Here is a 15,363-nt window from a genome sequence, read left to right as displayed (position 1 = left end):
TCTCGCTGTCAGAGCCCGTACCGCTCCCGGGCCTCCTTGACCGCCGACGCGGTCACCTCGCCGCGACGGGCGAGCTGGGCCAGCGCCGCTACGGTGACCGACTGCGCGTCGACACCGAAGTGGCGGCGGGCCGCCTCGCGGGTGTCGGAGAGGCCGAAGCCGTCCGTACCGAGCGAGGACCAGTCCTGCTCCACCCACTGGCTGATCTGGTCCGGCACCGCGCGCATCCAGTCGCTCACCGCGAGGACCGGACCCGGTGCGCCTTCCAGCGCCTGGGTCACGTACGGCACCCGCTGCTCACCGCGGAGCAGCGCCTCGTCGCACTCCAGCGCCTCGCGGCGCAGCTCGCCCCACGAGGTGGCGGACCAGACGTCGGCCGTGACACCCCAGTCCGCGGCCAGCAGCTCCTGGGCCTCCAGGGCCCAGTGGATCGCCGTACCGGACGCCATCAGCTGAAGGCGCGGCGCGTCCGCCTTCGCGGGCGTGCCCTCCTTGAAGCGGTAGAGGCCCTTGACGATGCCCTCCTCGACGCCTTCCGGCATCGCGGGCTGCGGCTTCGGCTCGTTGTAGACCGTCAGGTAGTAGAAGACGTTCTCGGCGTCGGGGCCGTACATCCGGCGCAGACCGTCCTGGACGATCACCGCGATCTCGTACGCGAACGCCGGGTCGTAGTTGAGCGACGCCGGGTTCGTGGACGCGATCAGGTGCGAGTGGCCGTCCGCGTGCTGGAGGCCCTCGCCCGTCAGGGTCGTCCGGCCCGCCGTGGCGCCGACCACGAAGCCGCGGCCGAGCTGGTCGCCCAGCTGCCAGAACTGGTCGCCCGTACGCTGCCAGCCGAACATCGAGTAGAAGATGTAGAACGGGATCATCGGCTCGCCGTGCGTCGCGTACGACGTGGACGCGGCGATGAAGTCGGCCATCGCGCCGGCCTCGGTGATGCCCTCGTTGAGGACCTGGCCGTCCTTGGCTTCCTTGTAGTACATCAGCTGGTCGCGGTCGACCGGGTCGTACGTCTGGCCCAGCGGCGAGTAGATGCCGGCCGACGGGAACAGCGCCTCCATACCGAAGGTGCGGGCCTCGTCGGGGACGATCGGAACCCAGCGCTTGCCGGTCTCCTTGTCCCGCATCAGGTCCTTGGCCAGGCGGACGAACGCCATCGTGGTGGCCAGTTCCTGCTTGCCGGAGCCCTTCTTCAGCGCGGAGAACGCGCGCTCCTCGGGCTGCGGCAGCGCCACCGCGTGCACCCGGCGGGCCGGGGCGGGGCCGCCGAGGGCGGCGCGGCGCTCCTGGAGGTAGCGGACCTCGGGGGAGTCGGCGCCCGGGTGGCCGTAGGGCACCAGGCCCTCGTCCAGCCTGGAGTCCGGGATCGGCAGCTCCAGCAGATCGCGCATGGCGCGGAACTGCTTGCCGTCGAGCTTCTTCATCTGGTGGTTGGCGTTGCGCGACTCGAAGCCGGGGCCGAGCGTGTAGCCCTTCACCGTCTGCGCGAGGATCACGGTCGGCGCACCCTTGTGCTCGACCGCGGCCTTGTACGCCGCGTACACCTTGCGGGCCTCGTGGCCACCGCGCGAGGTGTGGAAACACTCGGCGATCTTCGTGTCGGTGAGCAGCTTCGCCAGCTCGGAGAGCGCGGGCTCGGCGCCGAAGAAGTGCTCGCGGATGTAGGCGACGTCGCGGGTGGCGTACGTCTGGAACTGCGCGTCCGGGACCTCCCGGAGCCGGCGCACCAGCGCACCCGTGGTGTCGAGCTGGAACAGCTCGTCCCAGGCGTTGCCCCAGAGCGTCTTGATGACGTTCCAGCCGGCACCGCGGAACGCGCCCTCCAGCTCCTGGACCACCCGGAAGTTGGCGCGGACCGGGCCGTCGAGGCGCTGCAGGTTGCAGTTGATGACGAAGGTCAGGTTGTCGAGCTGCTCACGGGCCGCGAGGGCGAGGGCGGCGGTCGACTCGGGCTCGTCCATCTCGCCGTCGCCCAGGAAGGCCCAGACGTGCGAGTTCGACGTGTCCTTGATGCTGCGGTTGGTCAGGTAGCGGTTGAAGCGCGCCTGGTAGATCGCCGAGAGCGGGCCGAGGCCCATCGACACGGTGGGGAACTCCCACAGCCAGGGCAGCCGCCGCGGGTGCGGGTAGGACGGCAGACCCTCGCCGCCCGCCTCCTGGCGGAAATTGTCGAGCTGCTGCTCGCTGAGCCGGCCGTCGAGGAAGGCGCGGGCGTAGATACCGGGGGAGGCGTGGCCCTGGATGTAGAGCTGGTCGCCGGAGCCGTCCCCCTCCTTGCCGCGGAAGAAGTGGTTGAAGCCGGTCTCGTACAGCCAGGCCGCCGAGGCGAAGGTGGCGATGTGGCCGCCGACGCCGAGCCGGGAGCCCCGGGTGACCATCGCGGCCGCGTTCCAGCGGTTCCAGGCGGTGATCCGGGACTCCATCGCCAGGTCGCCGTCGAACGCGGGCTCGGCGGCGGTCGGGATGGAGTTGACGTAATCGGTCTCCAGCAGTTTGGGCAGCGCGAGACCGGCGCCCTCGGCATGCTGGAGCGAGCGGCGCATCAGGTATGCGGCGCGGTGCGGGCCTGCGGCCTTGGTGACGGCATCCAGGGAGGCCGCCCATTCGGCGGTCTCCTCGGGGTCGCGGTCCGGGAGCTGGTCGAGCTCGCTCGGAAGCTTTCCTACGGGGTCGGTCATGTTCGCCGCCTTCCGGTGAGGAGGGGGGTGGAGAAGTCCCTGACTGGCAGGACAGGGCGATGGGGCCGGTGGGCCCGCTGGTGAACTCTAAGTCGCCGATCGATGATCGATCAAAGGATGAAAGGCAAAACTTCTCGATATGAAGAAAAGTGGCATGGGGTGCCGCAGAACGGGGCACGCAGTGACGGGATATATCAGATAAAAGGGGCGCTCGTCTGCACATTCGAGCGCGGATGACGGCAAGTGTGCGCCGGCCGGTACGGGACTCAGGCGCGCGGTGCGCAGCCGAGCACATGTGCCTTGACCAGCACACCGATGTCCGGGTCCTGGCGAAGGAACGCCTCGATGAGCGCCTCGTGCTCCTCGGCGTAGGACTTCTGCACCGTGCCGAGCCAGCGGATCGAGAGCGCCGTGAACACCTCGATGCCCAGCCCCTCCCAGGTGTGCAGCAGCACGGCGTTCCCCGCCGCCCGGACCAGCTCGCGGTGGAAACCGACCGTGTGGCGCACCTGGGCCTCGCCGTCGGCCCGCCGGTCCGCCTCGTACAGCGCCGTCACATGGGGCGCGAGCAGTGAGCAGTCCTCGCCGAGTCCGGGGGCCGCCAGCTCGGCGGCGATCTGCTCCAGACCGGCCCGGACCGGATAGCTCTCCTCGAGATCGGCCGCGGTGAGATTGCGGACCCGGACGCCCTTGTTGGGCGCCGACTCGATCAGCCGGAGCGTCTCCAGTTCCCGCAGCGCCTCGCGCACGGGCGTCTGGCTGACCTCCAGTTCGGTGGCGATGCGCCGCTCCACGATCCGCTCGCCCGGCTTCCAGCGCCCGCTGACGATCCCGTCCACGATGTGCTCGCGGATCTGCTCGCGCAGCGAGTGGACGACGGGCGGGGTCATGTGGGGCTCCTTCGGGGCAAACCGGTGCTGCCTGCACCCACCCCCGCTGCCGGGGGCGACCGGTGGTGTCTAGACAATACGGCGGCGCCCCCGCCCGGGAGTGTTCCGGACGGGGGCGCCGCTGGTGAGGCTGGTTACAACCGCGGTGCTCAGAGGCCGAGCTCGACCTCGAACTCACCGGCCTCCAGGATCGCCTTGACCGTGGTCAGGTAGCGGGCGGCGTCGGCGCCGTCCACCAGACGGTGGTCGTAGGAGAGCGCGAGGTACGTCATGTCGCGGACGCCGATGACGGTGCCCTCGGCGGTCTCGATGACGGCCGGACGCTTGACGGTGGCGCCGATGCCCAGGATGGCTGCCTGGTTCGGCGGCACGATGACGGTGTCGAACAGCGCACCGCGCGAGCCGGTGTTGCTGATGGTGAAGGTGGCACCGGACATGTCGTCCGGCGTCAGACCGCCACCCCGGGCCTTGCCGGCCAGCTCGGCGGTCTTCTTCGAGATACCGGCGATGTTGAGGTCGCCCGCGCCCTTGATGACCGGGGTCATCAGGCCCTTCTCGGCGTCCACGGCGATGCCGATGTTCTCCGAGTCGAAGTACGTGATCGTGCCTTCGTCCTCGTTGATCCGGGCGTTGACGACCGGGTGGGCCTTCAGCGCCTGGGCGGCGGCCTTGACGTAGAACGGCATCGGGGAGAGCTTGACGCCCTCACGGGCCGCGAAGGCGTCCTTCGCCTTGTTGCGCAGCTTCATCAGCCTGGTGACGTCGACCTCGACGACCGTGGTCAGCTGAGCCTGCGAGTGCAGCGCCTTCATCATGTTCTCGCCGATGACCTTGCGCATGCGGGTCATCTTGACCGTCTGACCGCGCAGCGGGGAGGCCTCCAGCTTCGGCGCCTTGGAGGCGGCCGGAGCGGCGGCGGGTGCCGGAGCGGCAACGGCGGCCTTGGCGGCCTCCGCGGCGGCGACGACGTCCTGCTTGCGGATACGGCCACCGACGCCGGTGCCCTTGACCGCGCCCAGGTCGACGCCGTTCTCGGCGGCGAGCTTGCGGACCAGCGGCGTGACGTACGCGCCGTCGTCACCGGAGGTCGCGGCCGGAGCGGCCGGGGCCACCGGGGTGACCGGAGCCGGAGCCGGAGCAGCGGCGGCGGGCGCCGGAGCGGCCGGGGCCGGAGCGGCGGCCGGTGCTGCGGGAGCAGCAGGAGCGGCGGCCGGTGCTGCGGGAGCAGCCGGAGCCGGAGCAGCCGGAGCGGGAGCGGCAGGAGCCGGGGCGGCGGGCGCCGGGGCAGCGGCGGCCGGAGCCGGAGCGGCGGCCGGAGCGGCACCGGGGGCACCGATGACGGCGAGCTTGGCGCCGACCTCGGCGGTCTCGTCCTCGGCGACGACGATCTCCAGCAGCACACCGGAAACCGGGGCCGGGATCTCGGTGTCGACCTTGTCCGTGGAGACCTCCAGGAGGGGCTCGTCCTCCGTGACCTCCTCGCCGACCTCCTTCAGCCAGCGGGTGACGGTGCCCTCGGTGACGCTCTCGCCGAGCGCCGGAAGGGTGACGTCGGTCCCGGCGGCGCCACCGGCCGGAGCCTCGGCCGCGGGGGCCGGAGCCTCGACGGGGGCGGGTGCCTCGGCGGCAGGCGCCGGTGCCGGGGCCGGTGCGGCCTCGGGCTCGGCGGCCGGAGCCGCTGCGGCAGCCGGCGCACCGGTGCCGTCGTCGATGACGGCCAGCTCGGCGCCGACCTCGACGGTCTCGTCCTCGGCGACCTTGATGGAGGCCAGGATGCCGGAGGCGGGGGCCGGGATCTCGGTGTCGACCTTGTCGGTCGATACCTCGAGCAGCGGCTCGTCGGCCTCGACGCGCTCGCCCTCGGCCTTCAGCCAACGGGTGACAGTGCCCTCGGTGACGCTCTCGCCGAGCGCCGGAAGGGTTACGGAAACCGACATGGTTTCAGTTGCTCCTTACGAATGTGCGGAAGTAGGTCGGTCGTCGCGCCCGGTCGACTGATCAGTCGTGGGAGTGCAGAGGCTTGCCGGCCAGGGCCAGGTGGGCTTCGCCCATCGCCTCGTTCTGCGTGGGGTGGGCGTGGATGAGCTGCGCGACCTCGGCCGGCAGCGCCTCCCAGTTGTAGATCAGCTGGGCTTCGCCGACCTGCTCGCCCATACGGTCACCGACCATGTGGACGCCGACCACGGCACCGTCCTTGACCTGGACGAGCTTGATCTCGCCCGCGGTCTTGAGGATCTTGCTCTTGCCGTTGCCCGCGAGGTTGTACTTGAGGGCGACGACCTTGTCCGCCCCGTAGAGCTCCTTGGCCTTGGCCTCGGTGATACCGACGGAGGCGACCTCGGGGTGGCAGTACGTCACCTTCGGGACACCGTCGTAGTCGATCGGAACGGTCTTCAGACCGGCCAGCCGCTCCGCCACGAGGATGCCCTCGGCGAAGCCGACGTGCGCGAGCTGGAGCGTCGGGACCAGGTCGCCCACCGCCGAGACCGTCTCCACGTTCGTCCGCATGTACTCGTCGACGAGGACGTAGCCGCGGTCCATCGCGACACCGGCCTCCTCGTAACCGAGGCCCTGCGAGACGGGGCCGCGGCCGATGGCGACGAGCAGCAGCTCGGCCTCGAAGGTCTTGCCGTCGGCGAGGGTCACCCGGACGCCGTCCTGGGTGTACTCGACACCCTGGAAGAACGTACCGAGGTTGAACTTGATGCCGCGCTTGCGGAACGCGCGCTCAAGAAGCTTCGAGCTGTTCTCGTCCTCGACCGGGACCAGGTGCTTCAGGCCCTCGACGATGGTGACGTCGGTGCCGAAGGACTTCCACGCCGAGGCGAACTCGACGCCGATGACGCCGCCGCCCAGCACGATCGCGGACTTCGGAACCCGGTCCAGCTTCAGCGCGTGGTCCGAGGAGATGACGCGGTTGCCGTCGATCTCCAGGCCCGGCAGCGACTTCGGCACGGAGCCGGTCGCCAGGAGCACGTGGCGGCCCTGGACGCGCTGGCCGTTCACATCCACCGAGGTGGGGGAGGAGAGACGTCCCTCACCCTCGATGTAGTGCACCTTGCGGGAGGCGATGAGACCCTGCAGACCCTTGTACAGGCCCGAGATCACGTCGTCCTTGTACTTGTGGACGGCCTCCATGTCGATGCCCTCGAAGGTGGCCTTGACACCGAACTGGTCGGCCTCGCGCGCCTGGTCCGCGATCTCACCGGCGTGCAGCAGGGCCTTCGTCGGGATGCAGCCGTTGTGCAGGCAGGTGCCGCCGACCTTGCCCTTCTCGATCAGAGCGACGTCCAGGCCCAGCTGCGCTCCGCGCAGGGCCGCGGCATAACCGCCGCTGCCACCGCCGAGGATCACTAGGTCGAAAACGGTGCTGGCGTCGTTCGCCACGTCACGTCCTCCATGCATGTGCGCCGTACGCCGGGCCCCGTCATCGGGGTGTGACCGGCCGGTCGGCTGGTGTGCGGCCGCTTTTGTCATTCGGCCCTGTGGTGGGGGCCCTGTCCTGCCGAGAACCCATCTTCGCACTTGTTGACGGTGGGCGGGACGCGGGGCCCGGGTCTGAGACGGATGGTCGTCCGTCCCAGCGGGTTACCGCCGCGTAGGGACGGGCTGATTTCGTCGAGAGCGAAACCCGCCCGGCCCCGGCGGCGGTGCCGTGGGTGGAACACGGACGGCCCCGGACGTATGCCCGGGGCCGACCGTCAGCTGCGAGCTCAGCCGAGGTCTCCGGCCGCGGTGCGCTCCGCCAGCTTCACCAGGGTGCGGACCGCGGATCCGGTGCCGCCCTTCGGCGTGTAGCCGTACGGGGCGCCCTCGTGGAAGGCCGGGCCCGCGATGTCCAGGTGCGCCCAGGCGATGCCCTCGCCCACGAACTCCTTCAGGAACAGACCGGCCACCAGGCCGCCGCCCATCCGCTCGCCCATGTTGGCGATGTCGGCGGTCGGGGAGTCCATGCCCTTGCGCAGGTCGGCCGGGAGCGGCATCGGCCAGGAGGCCTCACCGACCTCCTCGGCGATCTCGTGGATCGAGGTGCGGAAGGCGTCGTCGTTCGCCATGATGCCGAAGGTGCGGTTGCCCAGGGCCAGCACCATCGCGCCGGTCAGGGTCGCCACGTCGACGATCGCGTCCGGCTTCTCCTCGGAGGCGCGGGTCAGCGCGTCGGCGAGGACGAGACGGCCCTCGGCGTCCGTGTTGAGGACCTCGACGGTCTTGCCGCTGTACATGTTCAGCACGTCACCGGGGCGGGTGGCGTTGCCCGACGGCATGTTCTCCGCGAGCGCCAGCCAGCCGGTGACGTTGACGCGCAGACCCAGACGGGCGGCCGTGACGACGGTCGCGAACACGGCGGCGGCGCCGCTCATGTCGCACTTCATCGTCTCGTTGTGGCCGGCCGGCTTCAGCGAGATGCCGCCCGAGTCGTAGGTGATGCCCTTGCCCACAAGGGCCAGGGTCTTCTCCGCCTTGGGGTGCGTGTAGGCGAGCTTCACCAGGCGCGGGCCGTGGGTCGCGCCCTGGCCGACGCCGACCAGGCCGCCGTAGCCGCCCTTGACGAGCGCCTTCTCGTCGAGCACCTGCACCTTGATGCCGTGCTCCTTGCCGGCGGCCGCGGCCACGGCGGCGAAGGACTCGGGGTACAGGTCGTTCGGCGGGGTGTTGATCAGGTCGCGGGCGCGGTTGATCTCCTCGACCAGCGCGACGGCGCGCTCCGCGGCGGCCTTGAACGCCTTGTCGCGGGGCTTGGCGCCGAGCAGGGCCACCTCGGCGAGCGGCAGCTTGGCGCCGGACTGGGCGCCCTTGGGCGCCAGCTTGTTCTCGCCGCGCTGGTAGGCGGTGAAGGCGTACGCGCCCAGCAGCGCGCCCTCGGCGATGGCCTCGGCGTCCTCGACGGAGCCGACGGGCAGGGCGAAGCCGGCCTTCTTCGAGCCGGTGAGCGAGCGGGCGGCGGAGCCCGCGGCCCGGCGCAGCGCCTCGGCGTCGTACGCGCCGTCCTTCGCCGGGACGGGGCCGAGTCCGGCCGCGATGACGACCGGGGCCTTCAGGCCGTCGGGCGCGGGGAGCTTGGTCAGTTCGCCCTCGGCACCGGAGGCGCCCAGGGTCTCCAGGATGCCGGCGAGCTTTCCGCCGAACGCCTTGTCCACGGCCTCGGCGCCCGGTGCGAGGACCAGGTTTCCGGACTTGGATCCAGTGCCCTTGGCGACGCCTACGACGAGTGCGTCGGCGCGCAGCGTCGCCGCACCGGAGGTGCTGAGAGTGAGAGCAGTCACGGTGGTGAAATCTCGCTTCCGTAGAGTTCTTTTTTCGGTCGAGGGGTGGGCCGACCGTGCCCGGCGCATCGTAGACGCCGCCGCAATGTGCCGGGAATGAGCCTACGCGCGCCCTTGCTGCCGGATCACGGCGGCGGGCCGACTGCGCACTCCGGCAGTCGTACGGTTGTCGTACCGGGATGATCTTCCCGGGGGAACGGGCCGCGACCGCAACGACGTTGGCGGTACACCGGTGAACAGGGAGAACGATGCGCGAGCGGATGGCCACACGTGTGACCGGGAGGCCGGCCGTGCTGCCCGTCACCGTACTGATTCTGCTGGCCGTGCTGGCGGGCTGCACCTCGGCGCCGGAATCCGACGGGGCCGCCCGGCCCGCCCGGGTGCGCTGGCAGCCCGCACCGGGCACCGACTGGCAGTGGCAGCTCTCCGGCCGGCTGGACACGGCCGTGGACGCCCCGGTGTACGACATCGACGGCTTCGACCGCGACGCGGCCCAGGTCGCCGCGCTGCACCGCAAGGGGCGCAAGGTCATCTGCTACCTCTCCACCGGCGCCTGGGAGGAGTTCCGCCCCGACGCGGACGACTTCCCCGCCGCGGTCCTCGGCAGGAGCAACGGCTGGGCGGGGGAGCGCTGGCTCGACATCCGCCGCACCGAGGTCCTGGAGCCGCTGATGGAGACCCGGATCGCGATGTGCGCGAAGAAGGGCTTCGACGCGGTGGAGCCCGACAACATGGACGGCTACCGCAACCGGACCGGCTTCCCGCTGACCGCCGCCCACCAACTGCGCTACAACCGGCTCATCGCCCGGGTCGCCCACCGCCACGGCCTCGCCGTCGGCCTGAAGAACGACCTCCCGCAGATCCCGCAGCTGGTGGGGGACTTCGACTTCGCGGTGAACGAGCAGTGCGCCCAGTACGAGGAGTGCGAGGAGCTCACCCCGTTCGTGAAGGCGGGCAAGGCGGTCTTCCACGTCGAGTACGAGCTGCCCGTGGCGCGGTTCTGCGGGGAGTCCCGGCGGCTGGGGCTCAGCTCGCTGCTCAAGAAGTACGAGCTCGGCGTCTGGCGCGAGAAGTGCCCGGCGGCGTCAGCCTGACCGGCTGGCTCCCCGGCCGCCGTTCAGCCGAGCGCCAGCCCCACCAGCGTCACGGTCGCCGCCGTCTCCGCCAGCGCCCCGAACACATCACCGGTCACCCCGCCGAAGCGCCGCACGCAGTGCCGCAGGAGCAACTGGGCCACCGCGAGAGCGCCCAGGGCGGCGAGGCCGTACCGCAGCGCCCCGTACCCGCCGAACAGCGCTCCCGCACCCGCGCAGGCCGCCACCGTCAGGAGCGCGACGGCCACCGCGCCGCGGACCGGGACGGCGCCGGCCACCGCGGCGCCCAGCCCCTCCGGACGGGCCGCCGGGACCCCGCCGCGGGAGGCCAGGGTGAGGGCGAGCCGGGCGACGGCCCCGGCCGCGACGGCCGCCACCGCACCCCGCGTCCAGCCCTGCGCGTACAGCTGCTGAAGGACCGCCACCTGGGCCAGCAGCACGAACAGCAGGGTGATGACACCGAATGGCCCAATGTCGGACTGCTTCATGATCCGCAGCGCGTCCTCGGCCGGCTTGCCGCTGCCCAGGCCGTCGGCGGTGTCCGCGAGACCGTCGAGATGCAGCCCCCTGGTGAGGACCGCCGGCACCGCGGCGGAGGCGACCGCGGCGAGCAGCGGCCCCGAGCCGAACAGCAGCAACAGGCTGCCGGGCAGCGCCGCGAGCACCCCCACGACCAGACCGGCCAGCGGGGCGCACAGCATTCCGGCCCGCGCCGCCTCACGGTCCCAGCGGGTGACGCGGACGGGGATCACGGTGAGGGTGCCGAAGGCGAAACGTATGCCGTGGCTGTTCAGGGAGGTCACGGCGCGCAGGCTAATCGGTGGCCGCGGCCGATAGATTGTCCAAAACGCCATGGAGTGGGGCGAAAGCGGTTTATCGGGGGTGGGTGGCATGGGTCACTGGTTCGATCAGAACATCGTCGAGCCGGGGAAGCTGCCCCTGCTGCTGGCGCTGGCGTCCTTCGTGCTGACCTTCGCGATCACCCGGGTCATCACCCGGATGATCCGGGCCGGGAAGGGGCCGTTCCGCAACTTCACCCCCGGCGGGGTCCACGTCCACCATGTGGTGCCCGGGGTGGTGCTGAGCGTCGTCGGCGGCTTCGGCGCGGTCGCCAGCGGGCGGCACGGTGTCACGGCCGGGGTCTTCGCGGTGGTCTTCGGCATGGGCGCGGGGCTGGTGCTGGACGAGTTCGCGCTGATCCTGCATCTGGACGACGTGTACTGGACCGAGCAGGGCCGCCAGAGCGTGGAGGTCGTGGTCCTCACCGCGGCCCTGGTGCTGCTCGTGCTCGGCGGGTTCTCCCCGCTCGGCGTGAACGAGCTGAGCGACGACGAGCAGCAGGGCCGGCTCGGCGTCGTCCTCTCGCTCGTCATCAACTTCTGCTTCGTGCTGATCTCCCTGTTCAAGGGCAAGGCGCGGATGGCGGTGGTCGGCACCCTGGTCCCGTTCGTCGCCCTGTTCGGGGCGGTCCGGCTGGCCCGGCCCGCCTCGTGGTGGGCGAAGCGGTTCTACCGCAACCGGCACCGGGCCCGCTCCCGCTCGGTGCTGCGCGCCTACCACCACGACGTCCGCTGGGCCGGACCGCGCCGCAGGTTTCAGGACTTGATCGGCGGCGCACCGGACCGGGTTCCGACTCCCACGCCCAAACCCTGACGGCGGCGGCGCAGCCTGCGCCGGTCGTGGCGGGCCGAGACCGCGCACAGCACGAGGGCCGCCGCGATGGCCATCAGGTGCTCCTTGCCCGCCAGGTTGTCCTTGACCACCACCTCGCCCACCATCGCCGCGATCACCACCGCCCCGGTGACCCAGGCCCGGTGGACGTAGCAGAGGTAGACGGCCAGGGCGACCACGGCGGCCGAGGGGCCGGTGTCGACGACCAGGGAGTCCGACGCGGGCAGCCCGAGGAACCCGTCGGGGCCGACCGCGACGCCGATCCGCGCGTACAGCGTCCCGGCCAGGGTCGCGACGTACGCGATCAGCAGCGTCCGCCACCGGCCCAGGCAGATCTCGGCGATCCCGAACACCAGCAGCAACTGCGCGAGCGCACCCCACACCGGCAGGTCCAGTGCGGGGACGAACAGTGACAGCGGGGTACGCAGCAGGGCCACCCAGAGCGGATCCTCGGCCCGCACCGAACCGAGCGTCTGTACCGGGCCGAAGCCCCAGGGCCGGTTCTGGACCACCTGGAGCAGCGCGGTCAGACCGACCGCGGCCAGCGTCATCGGGACGGCCCGCAGCCGGTCGGCCACGAGCGCCGTCCGTACGGTCGCCCACAGCGAACCCCACTCCCGGCGGGCCGCCCGGCCGAGGGCGTGTACCGGTCTCATCCACGCGGTCCGAGGTGCGAGCGGTGCAGCCACTTGGGCAGGCCGGGCGCCTCCAGGAACCCTTCGGCGCGCCCCGCCGCGATGCCGATGCGCAGCAGGTCGGAGCTCTTCTCGAAGAGCATGAAGCGCGGTTCCCAGATCGGCCGGTACTTGGCGTTGGCGCGGTAGAGCGACTCGATCTGCCACCAGCGCGAGAAGAAGCTGAGCAGCGACCGCCACAGCCTGAGCACCGGTCCGGCGCCGAGCCGCGATCCCCGTTCGAAGACCGAGCGGAACATCGCGAAGTTCAGCGAGACCTGGGTGATGCCGATCTTCTCGGCCCGTTGCAGGAGTTCGATGACCATGAACTCCATCAGGCCGTTCTCGGCGTCCCGGTCACGACGCATCAGGTCGAGCGAGAGCCCGTTCGGCCCCCAGGGGACGAAGCTCAGCAGGGCACGCAGTTCGCCGGGACCGCCGTCGTCGGCGGGGGCCGCGTCACGGCATTCGAGCATCACGCACTGGCCGTCGGCCGGGTCGCCGAGCCGCCCCAGCGCCATCGAGAAGCCGCGCTCGGTCGCCCCGTCGCGCCAGTCGTCGGCCCTGCGCACCAGTTCGGCCATCTCGGCCTCGGGGATCTCCTCGTGACGGCGGACCGTCACGTCGTACCCGGCCCGCTTGACCCGGTTGTACGCCTGGCGGACGGTGCGCATCGCCCGTCCCTCCAACGTGAACTCGGCGGTCTCCACGATCGCTTCGTCCCCGAGCTCCAGGGCGTCGAGTCCGTACCGGGCGTACACGGTGCCGCCCTCCTCGCTCACCCCCATCGCCGCAGGGGTCCAGCCGTGCTCGCGGGCCTCGGCCAGCCAGGGGCCGATGGCCCCCGGCCAGGCCTCCGGGTCGCCGATCGGATCGCCGGAGGCCAGCGAGACCCCGCCGACCACCCGGTAGGTGACGGCGGCCTTCCCGGTCGGTGACCAGATGACGCTCTTCTCTCGGCGCAGCGCGAAGTACCCCAGGGAGTCCCGCTCGCCGTGCTTGTCGAGCAGGACGCGCAGCGCCTCCTCGTCCTGCGGGCTGATCGGGTCGACCGCCCGGCGGGAGCGGAAGGCCGCGTACACGACGGCGATCAGCAGCAGCGTGGACATGACGTTGATCAGGACGTTGACCCAGCCGGGCGTGGTGATGCCCGGGAACCGCGCGTCGTTGTCGGCGACGGACACCAGCCGCAGCGCGCCGTAGCGCCAGCGGTCCAGGAACGTCGAACGGGACTCGTGGTGAGCGGTGTTGGTGGCCGTGACCAGAGCCGCGGCGATCAGTGAGGTGATCAGCAGTCCGACGACCGCCACCAGTGCGGCCAGCTTCGGGTTGGACCGGTCCCCCTTCGCGTAGAACTCGCGCCGGCCGAGGGCGAGGGCGAGGACGAAGGAGGCGGTGAGGAACAGTGAGATCCAGTTCTGCGGGTACCGGCGGATCTCCGGGAAGCCGATCACGGCGGCGAAGAGCAGCAGCGTGAGCCCGCTCAGCACCATGTTGATGATCCACGCGGCCCGTTTGCGCCGACGCATGGTGACCGCGAGGAAGAGCGCGACCACCCCGGAGGAGAAGCCCGCGGTGAGCAGGTAGGGCGTGAAGTAGTTCTCGGTGTTGTGGCGTCGCAGATCCTGGCCGAAGGTGACCCAGGCGGCGCTCAGGAAGTTGATGAACGACACGACGCGCAGGTACCAGATGGCGAAGGCGGCGCTGCGTTGCGACCGGACGGTGCTCTGTGGCTGGACGGCGCCCCGCCCGGATTCCTCGCTGGCCAATCTGACCTCTCCCATGAAAAGCGATCATATGGGGCATCGCACTTCATAAGGGGCCGCTTCGCGGTCGGTGTCCGGCGACCGCAGCTCGATCCGGCCGGCTGCTTCTCGTCAGTCCCCGGCCGGTTCGCCTCCGTTGACCCCTTCGCCGCCGGCCGGCTCCTCGCCGTCGTCCCCGCCTTCCGTCTCTTCCTTCTCGTCCTCGTCGGCGGCCGGTGCGCGCTCGGGCAGTTCCGCCGCCAGTGCGGCCGCGGCCTGTACGAACGGAAGTGCGAGCAATGCCCCGCTTCCTTCTCCGACGATGACGCCGTGGTCGAGCAACGGGTTGAGTGCCATCCGGTCCAGCGCCTTCGCCTGCGCCGGTTCACCGCTCAGCTGACCCGCCAGCCACCAGTCCGGCGCCCGGAACGCGGCCCGCTGGCCGACCAGCGCACAGGCCGCGGAGACCACACCGTCCAGGATCACCGGGAGCCGGCGCACCGCGGACTGCAACAGGAAGCCGGTCATCGCCGCCAGATCGGCGCCGCCGACCGTGGCCAGCAGCTCCAGCTGGTCGCCCAGGACCGGCCGGGCCCGGCGCAACGCGTCCCGGACCGCCGCGCACTTGCGCATCCAGGCCAGGTCGTCGATGCCCGCGCCACCGCGCCCGGTGACCACGGAGGCGTCGGTGCCGCACAGCGCCGCGATCAGGGTGGCCGCGGCCGTCGTGCCGCCGACGCTCAGATCGCCGAGCACCACCAGGTCCGTGCCCGAGTCGGCCTCCTCGTCGGCGATCGCCATGCCGAGGCGCACCGCCCGCTCGGCCTCCTCGGCCGTCAGCGCGTCCTCGATGTCGATCCGGCCGCTGCCGCGCCGCACCCGGGTCCGTACCACCTGCTCCGGCAGCAGCTCGGGGTCGCAGTCCAGGCCGGCGTCGACGATCCGTACCGGTACGGAGAACCGGCGGGCCAGCACGGCGAGCGGCGTCGCGCCCTCCAGCGTGGCCCGCACCAGCTCGTGCGCGCTGCCGGCCGCACGCCCGGAGACATCCAGCGCGGCCACCCCGTGGTCACCGGCGAACAGCACCACACGCGGCTGGTCGATCGGCTTGACCGGCACGGCCTGCTGGGCGGCCGAGAGCCATTCGCCCAGCTCGTCGAGGCGGCCGAGGGCGCCCGGGGGCACCATGAAGCGCTCCCGGCGCTCCTCGGCGTCTCGCCGTACACCCCCGTCGGGGCGTTCGATCAGGTCGGAGAAGTCGTCCAGATTCACGGGGGTCTGCCTCGCGGGTCGATACGTCGTGTGGGCCGGGGAGCCCGGCGGCGGGCTCGGAGGTTGCCGGGTGAC

The 15,363-nt window shown here is 71.4% G+C and carries 11 protein-coding genes; 2 read left to right on the top strand and 9 right to left on the bottom strand.

Features of this window, described 5'->3' with window-relative positions; translation table 11 throughout:
• Positions 1–8: 8 nt before the first annotated feature.
• The 5 genes from aceE to ACIO3R_RS05775 form a co-directional block, all read right to left on the bottom strand.
• Positions 9–2,678: a pyruvate dehydrogenase (acetyl-transferring), homodimeric type gene (gene aceE, locus ACIO3R_RS05795; protein ID WP_402103634.1), complete on the bottom strand. Its 2,670-nt coding sequence runs from the start codon at positions 2,676–2,678 to the stop codon at positions 9–11.
• 266 nt (positions 2,679–2,944) lie between these two features.
• Positions 2,945–3,568, bottom strand: a complete 624-nt coding sequence (locus tag ACIO3R_RS05790; protein WP_362953436.1) for a GntR family transcriptional regulator — start codon at positions 3,566–3,568, stop codon at positions 2,945–2,947.
• Positions 3,569–3,717: 149 nt separating this feature from the next.
• Entirely contained in the window at positions 3,718–5,505 is a 1,788-nt protein-coding gene (sucB, locus tag ACIO3R_RS05785) for a 2-oxoglutarate dehydrogenase, E2 component, dihydrolipoamide succinyltransferase (RefSeq protein ID WP_402103631.1), read from the bottom strand.
• Between the two features lie 61 nt (positions 5,506–5,566).
• Positions 5,567–6,955 carry a dihydrolipoyl dehydrogenase gene (lpdA, locus tag ACIO3R_RS05780; RefSeq protein WP_385033706.1) on the bottom strand — a complete coding sequence of 463 codons (1,389 nt, stop codon included), beginning with the start codon at positions 6,953–6,955 and terminating at the stop codon, positions 5,567–5,569.
• A gap of 326 nt (positions 6,956–7,281) precedes the next feature.
• A complete protein-coding gene (locus tag ACIO3R_RS05775; protein WP_385033703.1) occupies positions 7,282–8,832 on the bottom strand; it encodes a leucyl aminopeptidase in 1,551 nt (516 codons plus the stop codon).
• A gap of 248 nt (positions 8,833–9,080) precedes the next feature.
• Between ACIO3R_RS05775 and ACIO3R_RS05770 the strand changes: the two genes are divergently transcribed.
• Positions 9,081–9,926, top strand: coding sequence for an endo alpha-1,4 polygalactosaminidase (locus ACIO3R_RS05770; protein WP_385033700.1), 846 nt, complete (start codon positions 9,081–9,083; stop codon positions 9,924–9,926).
• Between the two features lie 23 nt (positions 9,927–9,949).
• On the opposite strand, the gene ACIO3R_RS05765 is transcribed toward ACIO3R_RS05770, so the two are convergent.
• Complete coding sequence (locus ACIO3R_RS05765; RefSeq protein WP_385033697.1) at positions 9,950–10,729, bottom strand: adenosylcobinamide-GDP ribazoletransferase; 780 nt, start codon at positions 10,727–10,729, stop codon at positions 9,950–9,952.
• A gap of 88 nt (positions 10,730–10,817) precedes the next feature.
• On the opposite strand from ACIO3R_RS05765, the gene ACIO3R_RS05760 reads away from it, so the two are divergent.
• On the top strand, positions 10,818–11,579 hold the full coding sequence (locus tag ACIO3R_RS05760) for a hypothetical protein (RefSeq protein ID WP_385033694.1): 762 nt from the start codon (positions 10,818–10,820) through the stop codon (positions 11,577–11,579).
• Here the strand turns inward: ACIO3R_RS05760 and ACIO3R_RS05755 are convergent.
• From ACIO3R_RS05755 to cobT, 3 genes are all read right to left on the bottom strand, one after another.
• Positions 11,522–12,253 (bottom strand): hypothetical protein, encoded by a 732-nt coding sequence (locus ACIO3R_RS05755; protein ID WP_402103625.1) that lies wholly within the window; start codon positions 12,251–12,253, stop codon positions 11,522–11,524. The genes ACIO3R_RS05760 and ACIO3R_RS05755 overlap by 58 nt on opposite strands.
• A complete protein-coding gene (locus ACIO3R_RS05750; RefSeq protein WP_385033688.1) occupies positions 12,250–14,055 on the bottom strand; it encodes a phosphatidylglycerol lysyltransferase domain-containing protein in 1,806 nt (601 codons plus the stop codon). The genes ACIO3R_RS05755 and ACIO3R_RS05750 overlap by 4 nt, the downstream gene beginning before the upstream one ends.
• Positions 14,056–14,148: 93 nt before the next feature.
• Positions 14,149–15,288: a nicotinate-nucleotide--dimethylbenzimidazole phosphoribosyltransferase gene (gene cobT / locus ACIO3R_RS05745; RefSeq protein WP_385033685.1), complete on the bottom strand. Its 1,140-nt coding sequence runs from the start codon at positions 15,286–15,288 to the stop codon at positions 14,149–14,151.
• Positions 15,289–15,363: the final 75 nt, after the last annotated feature.

This window comes from Streptomyces sp. NPDC087428, from assembly GCF_044744085.1.
Lineage (GTDB): Bacteria > Actinomycetota > Actinomycetes > Streptomycetales > Streptomycetaceae > Streptomyces.
Note: the sequence above shows the minus strand (reverse complement) of the source record. Positions and strands in the feature narration are given on the sequence as shown.

Coding starts and splice junctions, on each gene's coding strand:
- aceE (WP_402103634.1), bottom strand. CDS start 2,678: ATGACCGACCCCGTAGGAAAGCTTCCGAGCGAGCTCGACCAGCTCCCG.
- ACIO3R_RS05790 (WP_362953436.1), bottom strand. CDS start 3,568: ATGACCCCGCCCGTCGTCCACTCGCTGCGCGAGCAGATCCGCGAGCAC.
- sucB (WP_402103631.1), bottom strand. CDS start 5,505: ATGTCGGTTTCCGTAACCCTTCCGGCGCTCGGCGAGAGCGTCACCGAG.
- ACIO3R_RS05770 (WP_385033700.1), top strand. CDS start 9,081: ATGCGCGAGCGGATGGCCACACGTGTGACCGGGAGGCCGGCCGTGCTG.
- ACIO3R_RS05760 (WP_385033694.1), top strand. CDS start 10,818: ATGGGTCACTGGTTCGATCAGAACATCGTCGAGCCGGGGAAGCTGCCC.
- ACIO3R_RS05755 (WP_402103625.1), bottom strand. CDS start 12,253: ATGAGACCGGTACACGCCCTCGGCCGGGCGGCCCGCCGGGAGTGGGGT.
- ACIO3R_RS05750 (WP_385033688.1), bottom strand. CDS start 14,055: ATGGGAGAGGTCAGATTGGCCAGCGAGGAATCCGGGCGGGGCGCCGTC.